General features: G+C 41.5%; 15 protein-coding genes. 3 read left to right on the top strand and 12 right to left on the bottom strand.

Annotated elements, in window-relative coordinates:
- Window positions 1-5: 5 nt before the first annotated feature.
- The 10 genes from EKM80_RS03655 to EKM80_RS03610 all read right to left on the bottom strand — a co-directional run bounded on the left by EKM80_RS03655 (window position 6) and on the right by EKM80_RS03610 (window position 7,142).
- Window positions 6-518: a nitroreductase family protein gene (locus tag EKM80_RS03655; protein ID WP_125551768.1), complete on the bottom strand. Its 513-nt coding sequence runs from the start codon at window positions 516-518 to the stop codon at window positions 6-8.
- A 32-nt stretch (window positions 519-550) separates the two neighbouring features.
- On the bottom strand, window positions 551-1,558 hold the full coding sequence (locus EKM80_RS03650; RefSeq protein WP_125551767.1) for an aldo/keto reductase: 1,008 nt from the start codon (window positions 1,556-1,558) through the stop codon (window positions 551-553).
- 87 nt (window positions 1,559-1,645) lie between these two features.
- Window positions 1,646-2,002 (bottom strand): MmcQ/YjbR family DNA-binding protein, encoded by a 357-nt coding sequence (locus EKM80_RS03645; protein ID WP_125551766.1) that lies wholly within the window; start codon window positions 2,000-2,002, stop codon window positions 1,646-1,648.
- Between the two features lie 162 nt (window positions 2,003-2,164).
- Window positions 2,165-2,785 (bottom strand): DUF4767 domain-containing protein, encoded by a 621-nt coding sequence (locus EKM80_RS03640; protein ID WP_125551765.1) that lies wholly within the window; start codon window positions 2,783-2,785, stop codon window positions 2,165-2,167.
- Between the two features lie 258 nt (window positions 2,786-3,043).
- Window positions 3,044-3,253 carry a helix-turn-helix domain-containing protein gene (locus EKM80_RS03635; protein WP_125551764.1) on the bottom strand — a complete coding sequence of 70 codons (210 nt, stop codon included), beginning with the start codon at window positions 3,251-3,253 and terminating at the stop codon, window positions 3,044-3,046.
- Window positions 3,254-3,262: 9 nt separating this feature from the next.
- The gene (locus tag EKM80_RS03630; protein ID WP_125551763.1) at window positions 3,263-3,742 is read right to left on the bottom strand and encodes a DUF2975 domain-containing protein; all 480 of its coding nucleotides are present in this window, start codon (window positions 3,740-3,742) and stop codon (window positions 3,263-3,265) included.
- A gap of 107 nt (window positions 3,743-3,849) precedes the next feature.
- Complete coding sequence (locus EKM80_RS03625; RefSeq protein WP_125551762.1) at window positions 3,850-4,728, bottom strand: NmrA family NAD(P)-binding protein; 879 nt, start codon at window positions 4,726-4,728, stop codon at window positions 3,850-3,852.
- On the bottom strand, window positions 4,728-5,153 hold the full coding sequence (locus tag EKM80_RS03620; protein WP_125551761.1) for a MarR family winged helix-turn-helix transcriptional regulator: 426 nt from the start codon (window positions 5,151-5,153) through the stop codon (window positions 4,728-4,730). The genes EKM80_RS03625 and EKM80_RS03620 overlap by 1 nt, the downstream gene beginning before the upstream one ends.
- Window positions 5,154-5,343: 190 nt before the next feature.
- On the bottom strand, window positions 5,344-6,210 hold the full coding sequence (locus EKM80_RS03615) for an aldo/keto reductase (RefSeq protein ID WP_125551760.1): 867 nt from the start codon (window positions 6,208-6,210) through the stop codon (window positions 5,344-5,346).
- Between the two features lie 59 nt (window positions 6,211-6,269).
- On the bottom strand, window positions 6,270-7,142 hold the full coding sequence (locus EKM80_RS03610; protein WP_125551759.1) for an aldo/keto reductase: 873 nt from the start codon (window positions 7,140-7,142) through the stop codon (window positions 6,270-6,272).
- A 112-nt stretch (window positions 7,143-7,254) separates the two neighbouring features.
- Here EKM80_RS03610 and EKM80_RS03605 point away from each other — a divergent pair, with 112 nt between their 5' ends.
- On the top strand, window positions 7,255-8,139 hold the full coding sequence (locus EKM80_RS03605) for a LysR family transcriptional regulator (protein WP_125551758.1): 885 nt from the start codon (window positions 7,255-7,257) through the stop codon (window positions 8,137-8,139).
- A gap of 85 nt (window positions 8,140-8,224) precedes the next feature.
- A complete protein-coding gene (locus EKM80_RS03600) occupies window positions 8,225-8,893 on the top strand; it encodes a nitroreductase (protein WP_125551757.1) in 669 nt (222 codons plus the stop codon).
- 101 nt (window positions 8,894-8,994) lie between these two features.
- On the opposite strand, the gene EKM80_RS03595 is transcribed toward EKM80_RS03600, so the two are convergent.
- Entirely contained in the window at window positions 8,995-9,951 is a 957-nt protein-coding gene (locus EKM80_RS03595) for an alcohol dehydrogenase catalytic domain-containing protein (RefSeq protein ID WP_125551756.1), read from the bottom strand.
- Between the two features lie 802 nt (window positions 9,952-10,753).
- Here EKM80_RS03595 and EKM80_RS03590 point away from each other — a divergent pair.
- Entirely contained in the window at window positions 10,754-11,791 is a 1,038-nt protein-coding gene (locus EKM80_RS03590; RefSeq protein WP_125551755.1) for a toxin Cry1Ac domain D-VI-related protein, read from the top strand.
- Between the two features lie 442 nt (window positions 11,792-12,233).
- Here EKM80_RS03590 and EKM80_RS03585 read toward each other — a convergent pair whose 3' ends face one another.
- Window positions 12,234-15,158 carry a DUF3427 domain-containing protein gene (locus EKM80_RS03585; protein WP_125551754.1) on the bottom strand — a complete coding sequence of 975 codons (2,925 nt, stop codon included), beginning with the start codon at window positions 15,156-15,158 and terminating at the stop codon, window positions 12,234-12,236.
- Between the last annotated feature and the right edge of the window lie 7 nt (window positions 15,159-15,165).

The raw sequence follows: 15,165 nt of genomic DNA, 5'->3' as shown, positions 1-15,165 counted from the left end.
TCAATTTAGCGGATATAGTTAACATTATCATCCCGGTAAGCACGTGTTTTTACCGTTGTGTCGTCAGTATAGCCAATTACAATGCCGACAAATGGCTGATAGTCCTGCGGTAAATTAAGCGCGGCTAGCAATTTTGCGTCAGCCTTTAACCCCGCTATAATGCCAGTGATCAAAATCGTATCTAAGCCTAGATCCGTGGCCGCCAACAAAATTGATTGCGCCATCAAGCCGATATCAATCTGTTCAGCGTGAAAAGAATTTTCCGGTGCTGAGAGAATAATCAGCGTTGGTGCACCATACAGCGGATCACCATCGTCACCCGCTAGCTTAGAAATTTGCTGCAACAATTCCGGCTTTTGAACAAAGGTTATCTGTCGTGCTGAATCGCGGAAACCGCCGCCACTGATTGGCGCCGCATTCGCCGCGTGAATCAATTTTTTCTCCTGCTCGTTGCTAATTTGTTTAGCGTTGAAACTACGTATCCCTTTGCGTTTAATTATGGCATCAAATGTTTGCATGATAAGATCTCCCTAGTCTTTAGTTCACTCAATTACTTCTTTTCATCCAGCAACACCGTTCCCTGCGGCGGATTTTGCGCGATGGCGCCAACAATTCCATGCGGCACATACAATTCTTCCAACATCTGCATATCAGCCGGCGTGAGTTGTACCGCTAGCGCCGCTACAGCCTCATCCAAATGAGCCGCCTTAGTTGAACCGACAATTGGCGCCGTTACTCCCTTAGCCCACTGCCACGCTAAAGCAATTTGCGTCATCGAAACGTTGTGCTGTTTAGCCAATTGATAGACCCGCTCAACGATTCGCAGATCCTCAGTTTCCGCCCGATCATATTTACCCATGGCGACACGATCAGTTTGGCTACGCAACGTATTCACTTGCCATTGGCGATGACTTAAATGTCCTGCCGCCAATGGACTATATGGCATCAAGGACACCCCCATTTGCTGACAAATAGGGATTAATTCGCGCTCATCCTCACGGTACAACAAATTATAGTGGTTTTCCATCGTCTGAAATTGCGCCCAACCATGATCTTTAGCCACTTGCTGCATATTGGCAAACTGATAACCATACATTGCCGAGGCGCCAATTGCCCGCACCTTGCCCGCTTTGACTAACTCATTTAGCGCTGCCATCGTTTCTTCGATTGGCGTGTCATAATCAAAGCGATGAATAATGTACAGATCCAAATAGTCGGTACCCAGTCGTTTCAAGGAACCATTAATTTCCCGCTGAATCGCTGTCTTCGATAACCGCCCTGGATTGAAATAGACTTTGGACGCCAGCACCACTTGCTCCCGCGGCACCTGATTGTTTTTCAACGCCCGCCCTAAATATTCCTCGCTAGTCCCAGCCGAATAAGTGTTAGCTGTATCAAAAAAATTAATGCCTAAGCTCAAAGCGTGCTGGATGATTTTTTCACTAGCTGGATAATCTAAGCTCCAATCGTGCATTGTCCCTGGCTGACCAAAACTCATCGCGCCGATACAAATTTTCGAAACCTTAATATCCGTTTGTCCTAAGTTTGCATATTGCATATTAATACCCCATTTAAATTAGTCTGTAGACAAATTTACGTCTATATTATAGGCGTTTATCCCACTAAAAACCGCTTTGCACTGTATTTATTGGGTTAATTGATAACTGTCAGCAATCAAGTCACTTAATGGCTTAAAATCAGTCAACGCTGCAAGATCAACGGTAAGCCAATGTTCTTTATTCATGTGATAAGCCGGATAATAGGCTGGGCTGGTTTTTAAAATATCACCCAGTTCTGGATTGATTTTAACATCAATGACCTCAATTTCAGTCGAATCAGTGCCATAAAGTTTATTCTGCGGAATTGACATCATTAAGGCGAACCACTTGTGATTGCGCTGATGTTTGAACACGCAATAATTGGGAAATTTTTTAAACGGATATTCAGGTTGCACCGCATAAGTTTCTGCCAGATAGGCAATGATTTTTTCACGTGTGATCATCTGGTCACCTTCTTTTTACTGGGGTTGGGCGACTGCCACCTTCCCCTATAATAGCAGCGCTTAACCATTTTAAGATCACTATACTACTGATTCCAGAGCAAATTAAACGTGGTGCGAACCGCCGTTGACGGCCACGGAACGTCAACTTAAATGATCAACTCATTAGTTGCTAGTGCTACTGGCGATTTGCGTAAAGTTTGCTTGTACTTGCGCATTCTTCGTTTCCGTTAAAATCGGTGCTCCATCACGGCTTTGATCGACTAATACAATAGGTTGGCCATTGTGAAAAGCAAATAAATAGGTAATATGATTGGGTAATGGCGGGTGCGTCCCATCATAATTGTAGATTGCCACCACATTATAAGTATAGCTACCCAAACCATTTTCACTCCAGCCAAGCACGCCCGTTGCCCCAGCCACCGTTGCTTGCGCTAAATCAGTGGGATAGACGGTGCCGGTTGAAGTTTTCAATGGCGTCTGCCCGTCATATTCGGTATATGTTTGATCCATGGTTGGTGCCCATTGATCGATAAATGTTTTTAATTGCGTATCTTTATGACTGTCCCAAAGCGCTGTTGGCGCGGATTCTTTCGAACTCATTGATTGCTTAGCTTCACTACTTTGCTTAATTACCTGACTAGAGCTACTTTGTCTACTGACTGAATGGTCACTTGTTGTCTGACTAGTAGCTGCAGTATTTGATTTACTTTGATTGTTACACCCAGTCAAAACCAGTGCCCCAGCAAGTAATACCGTTGCTAGTTGCAAATTTTTCATGTGCATCCCTAGGCCCCCCACCTTAAAAAAATAGCCCTGATCCGATACTAGTAAAGTTGATCAAGTCTACGCGCTTATCCGCCATTAATTTGTTGAAGCAACACTTTTATTTAGCGCTTACAAAATAATTTTACCACTTGCTTAATCGTAAAAATACCCAAATTATCAAATATAATCTATTGCCCTAAAAGTCAGACTCGCTCTTGAACCACTCACAATTGCAACTTGGCCAAAAAATAGTCGCCACTTTAATTTAGCTCATTTTCACTTAGGCCCACGGTATTCCAAAATATCACCTGGTTGGCACTCTAAAGCCGCACAAATCGCTTCTAGCGTTGAAAAACGAATGGCCTTAGCCTTGCCGTTTTTCAAAATAGAAAGATTGGCCATGGTGATGCCCACGCGTTGCGATAATTCGGTCACGCTCATTTTACGTTTAGCTAACATAACATCTAAATTAATTACTATTCCCATAGGCGCACCTCAGACCGTTAAGTCATTTTCGCGTTGCAACGCGATGGCGTGGGTCAATAATTTTTGCAAAACAGCGGCGAAAACGGCAATCGTGCTGGCCGCAACGGCAAACATGAAGCAAATCACAATAATGCCGGGGGCGTCCTGTTCCTGCGCAACCACATAAGCCAACGGTAAGCCGATAAAATACAAGCCACTAAGCACCGTTGCACTGACCTTGATTTTACGCAATGCCGTGATCGATAATTCAGAAAAAGCACAGTCGTTGTCAATGTAGCGCAGCAGTAGCAAGCCTTGCCGTAATGCAACGAAAAACGCTGCGGCACTGGCGTATAAACCGATAAAAGTCGCCGTGTACATTAATTTGATCGCCCAGCGCTGTGCGGTGATGGCACTAAAAGCGAGCGGTAAAATCGCAATACAAAGTCCTAAAGCAAATAAAGCCATTAAATAAATCACAAATTTCAGAAAACGTGTTTCGCGTTTCATTAGCAGTCACCCCATAATTAAGATGACTTTATTTTATCAGTCTTTTTATCGTTTATCAATAAAAAAATATTGATTTTCAATATTATTTAGCTTAAGCCTTGGCAAAATCAAATTCGTGTCTGGCCAGTAAAAACAGCTTTATAGTCAGTGACATATTGTTCAAATGAAGTTGCCGGCCGACCCAACACTTGTTCCAGCGTGGTCGTTGTTTTGTTGGCGTTACCTAGCTGCGTAATTAGATACAGCATCACCATAACATTAACGTACTCTTTTTTCAGACCACGTTTGAGCATGGTCTTACGAAAACGCAGCAAGCTTGGCTGACTATAATCAATAGCCGTCCCAAGAATTTTAGACATTATACCAGCAATTTCAGTATAGGTTAACGCTTTTTCACCGGTAATTTCTAATTCAGTATTAATATACTCAGTCGATAGTAGACATTTAGCCGCCACTGCCCCAATGTCTCTTGTATCAATGAAGCTGGTTTTCGAATGACCTGCAGGAACAAATAACGTGTGATGATCCCGAATATCAACTAAGTGCGTCGTATTTAAATTCTGCATAAAGAAGCTAGGCCGGATAAATGTGTGCGGAATGCCTAATTTAAGAATTTGCTGCTCGATTTTATGATGCGGGGTCATCGGATTTTTTTCAACGCCAATTAACGACACAAAAACGATGTGCTTAACCTGACTAGCTTTAACCTGATCCAAAAAAGGAAACATATCTACCTTAGGCTTAGCTAATTGTGGTGGCCGCACGAAAAAAACACGATCAACGCCGGCTAAAACACCAGCAAAAGTGCCAGCATCTAAGAAATCAAATTTACTAACGGTAACATTTTTAAAGTCCTGAAACTTGGCCGCCTCAGTTGTTGGCTGGTGAACGCCGGCAATAATTGTCACATTGTCGCTTTTGGCCAGCTCGGTAATTAAGGGAAACCCAATATTGCCGGTACCGCCAAGCACTAATATTTTCTCCATTATTGTAAATCCTCCCGATCAAGTTTTTGTAATATCTGATTCAAGCTATCTTTCTCCGTTATGGAAAGCTGCGCCATAAATTGATTTAAAACTGCATCACTGATTACCATCGCTCGGGCACAGATGTCGGTGCCGGCTGGGCTTAAAAATACATCAAACGCGCGACTATCATGGCTGTTTTTGGTTTTATAAATAAAATTTTTAGCTGTCAATCGTTTAATAATTGCTGAGATTGTCGGTTTATCCATATCAAGGATCGTGGCTAAATCATTAGCGGTCACCTGATTGGCCGTTTGACTGAAATGCGCTAACTGCTGCAGCACTGACCATTGCTGCAATGTAATGTTTAAGTCAGTGAGCGCATGATTTAAGTTATATTTTAATTTCTTTGAAATACTCATTAATAAGTAACCAGTATTAGCCATAAAACCCCTCCTTTAGATATAGTTAGTTTACTAACTATATTGGCAAAAGTAAAGTTGTTTAGTTGCTGGCTGCACAAAAAAACACGAACCAGCTCCTATCTGTATCATTGAATCGTTTGATTCAACTGTACAAAGGGTTGTTCGTGCTACTATTATTTTTAGCTACGTATTTCAAAGTGACTTCATTAGTTTAGTCGTTGGCATGCACATCAAACGCCGACAACAACCTGGCTTGCAAGCCGGGTGCATCAGGATCATGCTGCGTTTTGCCCGTATCTAATGACCGCAACTGCGCCATTTCGTTAGCCGTTAATTCAAAATCAAAAATAGCTAAGTTACTTTGGATTCGCGCTGCGTGAACTGACTTAGGAAAAACGATGATGCCCTCCTGATGCTCAAAGCGTAAGATAATTTGCCCAGCGTCCTTATTGTATTTTGCGGCTAACTGGGTGATCACTGGTTCATTGAGTAATTGTTGGTTTCCTTGACCTAGTGGTGCCCACGCCTCTAACTTAACGTCCGCGGCAGCTAATAGCTGGCGCAACTCCTGCTGCTGCGCATAGGGATTGAATTCCACCTGATTGACCGCTGGTACAGTTGTAAATTGGGGCACAAATTGCCGCCAAATTTTGGGACTCATATTCGAAACGCCAATCGATCTGATCTTGCCGGCTTGCTGCGCTTCTTCCATTGCCCGCCAAGCACCAGGAACATCCCCATAAGGCTGATGAATCAGATAAAGATCCAGATAGGTTAGCCCAAGTTTGGCTAACGAAAGGTCGATGGCTTTTTTAGCTGGTTCGTAACCAAAATCTTGTAACCATAATTTGCTGGTCACCCAGATATCCGCGCGCGGGATGCCGCTATCCTTAATCGCCTGACCCACTTCGGCTTCATTAAAATAAGCCACTGCTGTATCAATATGCCGATAACCAGCTGCTAAAGCGGCACTAACTGCTTTATAGGTTGACCCATCGTTAGGAATTTGAAAGGTGCCAAAACCAATCGCCGGAATTTCATTACCATCATTTAATTTAATCGTTGGTGTATTTACCATTGTGACTTCCTCCTATTTAAATAACATAGCTGACTAACAGTCGCGCGGCCTAATGTTATTTAACCGCGGTGTAATTGTTGTAAACTAGAGCCAAAAATCTGCTCGATGGTCACTGGATCGCGATGATCAAAGAATTGGCTTTCACCTTTATCTAAGCCAGCCATCGTTGCCATATCAGCGGCACTTAATTCAAAATCAAACACATCAAAATTTTCAGCCATTCGTTGCTGATGCACAGATTTAGGGATGACCGTGATGCCCCGTTGCAGTAACCAGCGCAAAATCACTTGACCAGTGGTTTTACCATATTTTTGACCAATCTGGGTAATTGTATCATTTGTAAAAATACCATGCTTACCTTCAGCAAATGGCGCCCACGCTTCAACCTGAACGGACTCACCTTGGTTAAACTTAACTTCTGCGGTTTGTTGGTACCACGGATTAACTTCGATTTGGTTGATAACCGGCTTAACCGCCATCGTTAATTCTAAATTTTTAAGTTGGTCAGCATAAAAGTTAGAGACACCGATGGCACGAATTTTACCAGCTTTGTAAGCTTCTTCTAATGCCCGCCAAGCCCCCATAACATCGCCGTAAGGTTGATGCAACAAGTACAGATCCATGTAATCTAGGCCTAAGCGTTGCAATGAAGCATCGATGCCATTTTGCGCACGTTCATAAGTAAAATCAGATACCCATAATTTAGAGGTCACAAAAATGTCTTCGCGCTTTACATCACTTTTACTGATTGCTTGCCCCACTGCCGCTTCATTTTGATAAGCCGCTGCCGTATCCAATAAGCGATAACCAGTTTGTAAAGCTGTCGTAACAGCCGCCTCGGCTTGGTTTAGGTCTGGTACCTGAAAGACACCAAAACCTAGTTGCGGCATGGTAACACCATTATTTAATTTAATTGTTGGTACATTGGTCATATAAAACATCCTCTCCTGAGTTGATGATCTAAGTCTACCGCGCCAAGCCCTAGTTGAAAATTACTAGTTAATCATGCTAGTATACAGTAAACGTATACTGGAAGTGACCCTAATGCTAGATAACTACTTATTAGAAGAACTTGTCACCTTTGCGCAAAATGGTACGCTGGCCAAAACCGCTGCGCTACTGAACGTCACCCAACCAACGGTGACTCGCGGGATGCAAAAGCTAGAAGCTGACCTTCAAGTGCAGCTATTTAAGCGCGAACCAAATCGAATCAGCCTAACTAAAACCGGTGAATTGGCCGCAAGTGAAGCCGCTAAATTACTGCAAGCTAATCAACAATTAATCAAACAGATTCGTAATTTCGACCAAAATCAAACTACCCTAAAAATTGGCGCACAACTACCAGGACCACTAATGTTATTGGAACACCTACGCCCTAACCTACCGCAAAAAGTACAACTTGATTGGGATTTTGTACAAAATAAATCCGTCGCTGACTGGTTAACTAATCGTACCGGCACCTTATTATTTTCCAATCAAGCTCTTTCGACTAAAACAATTGAAGCAACATATGTCGGCACAGAAAAACTGGCGGTAAATCTGAATAAATTCATGTTTCAAGGCAACCAAAAGACAATCAGCTTTAAGGAACTTAGCGGTATAAGCTTTCTAGTTTTAAGTGCAATTGGTCCGTGGCGCACAATTATTCAGCAGGAGATTCCTAAGGCTAAATTTCTCTATCAGCAACAGCTCGCGGCACTGGTTGAGATCACCCAGTACTCTGATTTCCCGTATTTCAGCACCAATCTTGCCCGTTTTGACGCGACACTATTAAAACAAAACAGAATTGACGACAACCGCGTTTGCATCCCACTAAGCGATGCTAGCGCCCAGATGCCCATTTACGCAATCTATTTAAAAAGCCAAAAGCAGCGCGTGTTACCACTGATTGAGCAAGTCAGCCAAGCCTGGCCAAAAACCAAAAAGTAGCCCCTTGGCGTTAGTCTAAGTACGTGAAATCAGGTTGCCAATGGCGTATAGTTATAATTAATTATAAATAGAAAAGAAGACTTTTATGGATACAGAAAAAGCAATTAGTGCGCGCCACTCCGTTAGATATTTTACCGATCAAATCGTCAGTGAGCAGGATTTACGTGAACTTGTGACTGCCGCCCAACAAGCACCATCATGGGTCAATTCACAACCAGAACACATTTACATTGCTACAGGGGCAACGCTTGAGACGGTTCGCCAAGCACAAGCAAAACTGGATAACGCTGATTCTAACGACCAGCTTGAACCTAGTCATTCTGATTTGCCAGTGACCGCACGTGAAAAGTGGTCGCAAGAAGCCCAAGCTAATATGTCGCAATGGTCAGCTGGCATTACAACTACCTTAGGTCAAAATGGCCCTCACCTGATGCAACAGGCAGCAGCTAAGTTATATAATGCCCCCGCCGTGGTTTATCTGACCTTACCTAGCGGCTATTCTAGCTGGTCCTTGTACGACTTAGGTGCTTTCGGTCAAACCCTGATTTTGGCAGCACAGAATCGGCACATTGATTCAATGACGGCCTATCAGTTTGTCAAATACCCTAATATGCTACGCCAAAACTTAGCCATTCCAGAAAATGAACAAATCATCAGCGGTATCGCCCTAGGCTATGCCGACAAAGGTGCCGCTGTCAATCGGATCACCGCACAACGCGAAGCCCTAGATCAAGTTCTGAAAATTAGTAACTAGCAAATAAAAGGAACCCTCGAGTTTTAAATCAAACTCGGGGGTCCTTTTACGCCTAAAATTATAATTTACTGACACCATTTTGACAATGACTACCGCTACATTTACGGCAATACGACGACCTTACCAAAACTAGTGTCGCTGTCTAAAAAGGCTTGCGCCGCGCCGGTATGCGCCAAATCAAAGGTCTTGGTTGGCGTCACATCAATGTGATGCGTCGTAATCAATTGTAACAGAGCATTGAACTTGGCTTCGGTGATGCTGTCCGAACTAAAGCTGGTCAAGTAAGTGCCCGACAACATGGCGCCGATCGGATCAAAATCCTTAATGCCCCAAACACCACCTAGCTCACCAGTAACACAAAGAATACCGTCTGGCGCGATTGCCTGTAAAGAATCCGCCACCGTCAGCGCACCAACTAATTCCAGCACTTTATTAAAGCGCCGATCACCCACTTGCAATTCATTGGCCTTATCCTCAAAAATACCATCAAACCCAGCCGCCTTGAGCTGATCACTTTTACCAAGATCACGCGTAGTGCCAAAAACTTTTACACTAGGTTCAATAGCTTTGGCCAGTTTAACGGCCGCAACGCCAACCCCACTGGTAGCGCCACGCACCAGCAACGTATCATTTTTTTGGAGTTTCAAATTTAGCAGTGAGCCATAAGCGGTAAAATAAGTTTCTGGCACTGCCGCTAATTCTGGCCATGACAAATCTGTTTTCACTGGATAAATATTAGCATTAGGAATCAACGCGTATTCGGCATAACTACCGTCAAATTCACGGCCCATGCCACCCATCAACGTGACAACTTTTTGCCCTTTAGGTAAACGTTCACTATCAGAGGTTACTGCAATTTCACCCACGCCTTCAATCCCTAAAATCCGTGGTAATTTCACTGAGGGTGACCAGCCATTACGGGTGAAGATTTCCGAACGATTGATCCCAAAACCCTTGATTCTGATCAACGACCAACCTGGCTTGATTGCCGGTGTCGCCACCTCTTGATACTCAAATGTGTTGGCATCGCCTGGTTTAGTTAAAACAACTGCTCGCATACCGATTCCTCCTCAATTAGTTAATTACTTTTAGGTATTGGTACTACTTAATCAGCCTACATTCATCCCAGCAATTGTTCAAGAAAAACTAATACACCCTGCAGCTACTGTTTCATATTCCTTGTCACTGTTTATATATATTAAGGCTGCGGCAGTCCGACTTGGAAATGCCGCTTTACCCAATTTCCGTGATTCTTATCCCCAAGGCATCAACGTCCTTCTCACTAAATACTGGGACACCATGATTTACCACATTTTGGCTGCACCCCGGCTACGCGTAAAAACCAGAGAACTTCGCCCTAAAACTGGGTGTCTAAGTTAATCCAATCAATTGAAAAAGTTGTCTAGCTCGTTTGTTAAATTGATAATGCGGCTAAGTGGCTTTTTTGCATGGATTGTATCTATTAGATATGAACGACGGTATCCGATATAAAAGCATAATACATAATGAAAACATTATGATTAACCTAAAATCACTTAATCGCACACCTGAATTTTAAAATTATATTTATATGCATCAGAAATATACAATAATAATTATCATTTAAACTCCATCATCGCTGAGCCGACGTTTGCATTAATCACAAAAATTAATTGTCGCAGTTAATACTGCATGCTATAATCATAATTATAGAAATCGCTTTCTAATTGTGCTCATTAAAACTTGTCTAGCTATATCGCTTAAATATCCAAATTATTTAGGCCAAAAAAACACCCTTATCTGCCGAACACAGATAAGGGCAAACCCGTTATAGATAAAGAAGCTGATAACTTATTTTATCATAATAGGAGTGAGTTGGATATGGTTATTATGTTATCTTTTGTAGTGTTAGTTGGACTAATTGCTGTTATCGTTGGTATAGTCAAAATCAGAAAGAAGGATCAGAATAAAAAAAAGGTAAAAAATCTAATTTATATTGGTGCAGGATTGTTAGTTTTAGGATTTATTGGAGTTAATTTACTATCAAGTCCACCAAAAATAAATATTTCAAGTTCCTCATCGACAATTGATAAAAACGGCGACGCCAGCCTAGTGGTTAAAACTAACAAAAATGCCCAGGTTAAAATTAAAGATATTGAATCTTCTGCATATGATACAACATATACATCAGTCGATAAACAAGGTACATTGAAACTTGTCGTTGATCATTCCGGTAAATACAAAGTATATGCTAAAAATAAATACGATGACGCTACTAAAACAATCAACATAAAATCATCCCCTTATGAGCAAGCACCACGTAGAGTAACACAATTATTTACAGATAGTTCTAAAGATAAGCTTGTAGCAGGCACAACAATGGCTGATATCAATGATGTTAACGGAGATATTAGTAACTTATCGACCGGTAATGTTAAAACCTGGTGTTTGAAATACTTAAAACAAGCTAAGAAGTTGCAACCAATTCTTGCAAAAAAAGAAGCTGCTGCAACCAAAAAAGAATCCATAAAACAAGCAAAAGCCGAATCCCAAAGCATTGCAGAAGCTGAGTCTAATAGCAAAGCTGAATCAGAGAGTATTGCAAAAGTTGAATCTGAGAGCAAAATTGAATCAGAAAGTATTGCAAAAGCTATATCTGAAAGTTCAGTTAAACAAGCTATTGCTGATAGCGCATCTGAAGCAGCATCACAATCAAGTGTGGCGGCAGCTCAAGTAGTAACAGAAAGTAGTGCTCCTACTGATCAAACTCAACAAACTGTTTGGATTGCGCCGACAAGCGGCACTAAATATCACTTTGATCCTAGTTGTCGTGGTCTACGCAATGCCAACGGCAATATACAAAGTATGTCATTATCTGATGCAGTAGCCAGAGGATATACAAAATGTGGCTTTGAATAAAAGCTAACTTCCACTTTACAAGAGAAACTTAACACTTGTTGACACACTCTTTTTAATTTCTTTGAACGATTAGGCCATCAGTATTTGTAGCCGAATAAAATTAATCGACTTTATGAGTTATTACAAAAAACCAGCTTTTCCTAGGAAGCTGGTTTTTTATTTTTCTAACTTCAACTTTTACGTTATTTAAAATAATCACAATAAGCCGAGGTATAGCATAGTAATCTGAAGTGAATCTTAATTGTATTTCCTCTAATTCAATACATCGGCCTTAAATTGACTAGAATATTTTGATATTGGTGAATCAAATATTCAATCCAGCAACGTCATATTTATTGAAACTATGAAACCAATTAAGTAGCGGCGTAATCTTGTAAATACTCACTGACACCTTTAAACTCTGAAATCTGAATCGAGATTTAATTACAGTAAAGCTTTCAAATTAGAATTTGTATCCGACCCTTGGAGCCTTTTCAGACTCCGCAGTTTTATTTACTATTTTTTTCCGCAAGTACTCATAGAATTCCATCTCCAGTGGCACAGCTAACTGCAGATCCATTGCCACTACATTCCGCGTTTTACCATCGCGCACTGGCTTCTCCAACTGCTTAATTGTTTGTAACTGTGGCTTGACTTCACCTAAGTAATAAAATTCAGCGCCCTCATCATCCGACTTTTTAGCGAAGAGGTAGAAGGTCCAATGTTCTGGATCTTGTAACTTTTTCACGTCTTTCGACTCCAACGTCCGCGGCGATTTGGTAAACCAGTGCATGGTTGCATTATCAATCAATTCATCTTCATAAGCCATTTGAGCACCTTTGAAGTCAGTCCCCTTTTCCAAGGTGACAAAAATAACAAATTTACCATCTTTGGCCACGTAACCGCCGATATTTTGATCAACCATTTGTTCCGGCCAATTTAACAGACGCAGCGCATCCCGCCGCCGGTACTTAGCATCCCGCCGCTGGTACTCATAGCGGGTTAGGGGTTCAGTTTTGCTAAACTGTTTGGATTTATTGTGACTAGCTTCTAATAGATCCACCACTAACTTTTTAAAGTAATTATTTTGCAGCGCGCTTTGAAAAGCAGCGGTCAATTCAACCTGATCGGCCTGCTGTTGAACTAGCGCCGCACCAGCGTAAGCTTTCTTCAAGCCACCTGTATAAAAGGTTAACGATAAGGTAGCCAGCACCGAGTCAATCGTAGCGGTATCGTGAATCAAATGACCGTCCGTAAAAAGCGTGGCTAAATCTTGCTTGCTTAGCGTGTGATCACTTTCAATTAATTTTGACAATAAAACAATTTCGTGTTGCCGCATTCCCGGCAATAGCTCACGGGACAAAAAATATAAAAACTTATTTTGTTTCTCAGTTATGGTGCCTTCATTATCGCCAATTTTAACCAGGAACGTATAATAAGAATCAAATTTATTAGCGATCACCAGTGGATCTAGGCTCGCTTGTTGACTGAAGTCGGTTAGATATGGCACCCGATTCAAACGCTTTTTTAAATCACTATAATCCTGTTTTAATCCCTGCATCGAATCTAACTTATTAGCATCAATCGACTTAAAGATCCGCTTTTTCGCCACTGCTTCAAAGTTAATGGCCGATAATCCAGAAATATAGTTGGTATCAAAAGTCCCTTTGCGTAAACGATCTTTACTCCGGCTAGTATCGCCAGACAGTGCCATTGGAATCATATAATTATTTTTATAATTACCAATAAAATCAATGACTGTGACGAAATCTTTTGAGTTATCCTTGCGTAAGCCCCGCCCTAGCTGCTGGACAAAGATAATGCTTGATTGGGTATTACGCAACATAATAATCTGATTAATTTTCGGCACATCAATTCCTTCATTAAAGACATCAACTGTGAAAATATAATTAATATCCCCATTTTCCAAGTTGGCAATCTGCGCTTCCCGCTCAGCAACGGAATGTTCACCGGTCAGATAGGTGCTGGGAATACCACATTCATTGAATAAGCGCGCCAATGCTTGGGCTTCATCCTTACGGCTACAAAAAATTAACCCTTTCGGCGTATTATGGGAACAACCATAATAATTGATCTTATCTAATAAAAAGTTTACGCGTTCTTTGTTCGCCAAATACTGCAAGTCGGTGGTTTCGGAAATGACCCTACCATCTTTTTCATAATCAGAAACCCCAAAATAATGAAACGGACATAACAGATCTTCTTCCAACGCTTCTTGTAGTCGAATCTCATAAGCAATGTTGTAATCAAATAATTCAAAAGTATTGAAATTATCAGTTCTTTCCGGAGTCGCCGTCATCCCCAGCAAAAATTTAGGCGTGAAGTAAGCCAACACATTCAAATACGATTGAGCGCCAGCTTTATGGACTTCATCAATCAAAATATAATCAAAACAATCCTTGGCAAATAGCTCCTGATAAGCCGGTTTGGCAATCGTCTGGATCGTGGCAAAGAGATACTTAGCTTCGGTATCCTTCTGATTACCCGACAAAATTCCGAAGTTTTCAGCTGGCTCATCGGCCATAATTTGCATAAACGAGGCCTTAGCCTTATTTAATATTTGTTCGCGATGCACAATAAACAGCATGCGCTTGGGCTTAGCCTGCTGAACATCAAAAGCCGCTAAATACGTTTTACCGGTCCCAGTAGCGGAAATAACAAGGCCTTTTTGCTCCCCACTGGCCCGCAACTCAGCCAAATTTTTCAGGGCAACTTGTTGCATTTTATTCGGCACAATATACGGCCGTTTATCTTCCGCAACCGCAGGAACTAGCTGCTTACGCTGGATGACAGGTTGATAATTTTGTGCATAGTTAGCAATCCATGCTGGTGTTAGCGGCAATGCATTATGCCATTCACCCACTAAATGATCGCTAATTTCTTGAATCAATTCACCATTTTCGTAGGAAGTCAATCGAACATTCCATTCATAATTAAGTTTCAGCGCATTCATGGTTAGATTTGAACTACCGATCACAAAAGAATAGTAGTTTGCTTGAGTGAATAGATATCCCTTGGCATGAAACCCATTCCGCTGGGAAATACGGACTTCTAGATTAGGAATCGCCAACAATGATTTAAAAACTTCTGGGTTATTGAACGTTAAGTAAGTCGACGTTAATAACTTACCACTAATATTGCGTTGCGCTAAGTCGGCCAATTGGGTTTTAATTGTATCCAGGCCACTTTGCGTGATGAAGGCGACTGAGAAAAAGAAATCGCTACAAGTCGAAATTTCTGTTTGAAGCGTATTTAGCAAAAATTCTTTATTACTGGGCTGATTAATGATTAATTTTTGATCGTAATGTGAACCGGCAATATGATGATCGATGAAAGCTTTTTTAAGTGACCGTTCTAATATATCCATGTTTATC

This window comes from Loigolactobacillus jiayinensis (assembly GCF_003946445.1).
Classification (GTDB): domain Bacteria; phylum Bacillota; class Bacilli; order Lactobacillales; family Lactobacillaceae; genus Loigolactobacillus; species Loigolactobacillus jiayinensis.
The sequence above is the reverse complement of the archived record's forward strand: the minus strand, read 5'-3'. Positions and strand labels throughout refer to the sequence as shown.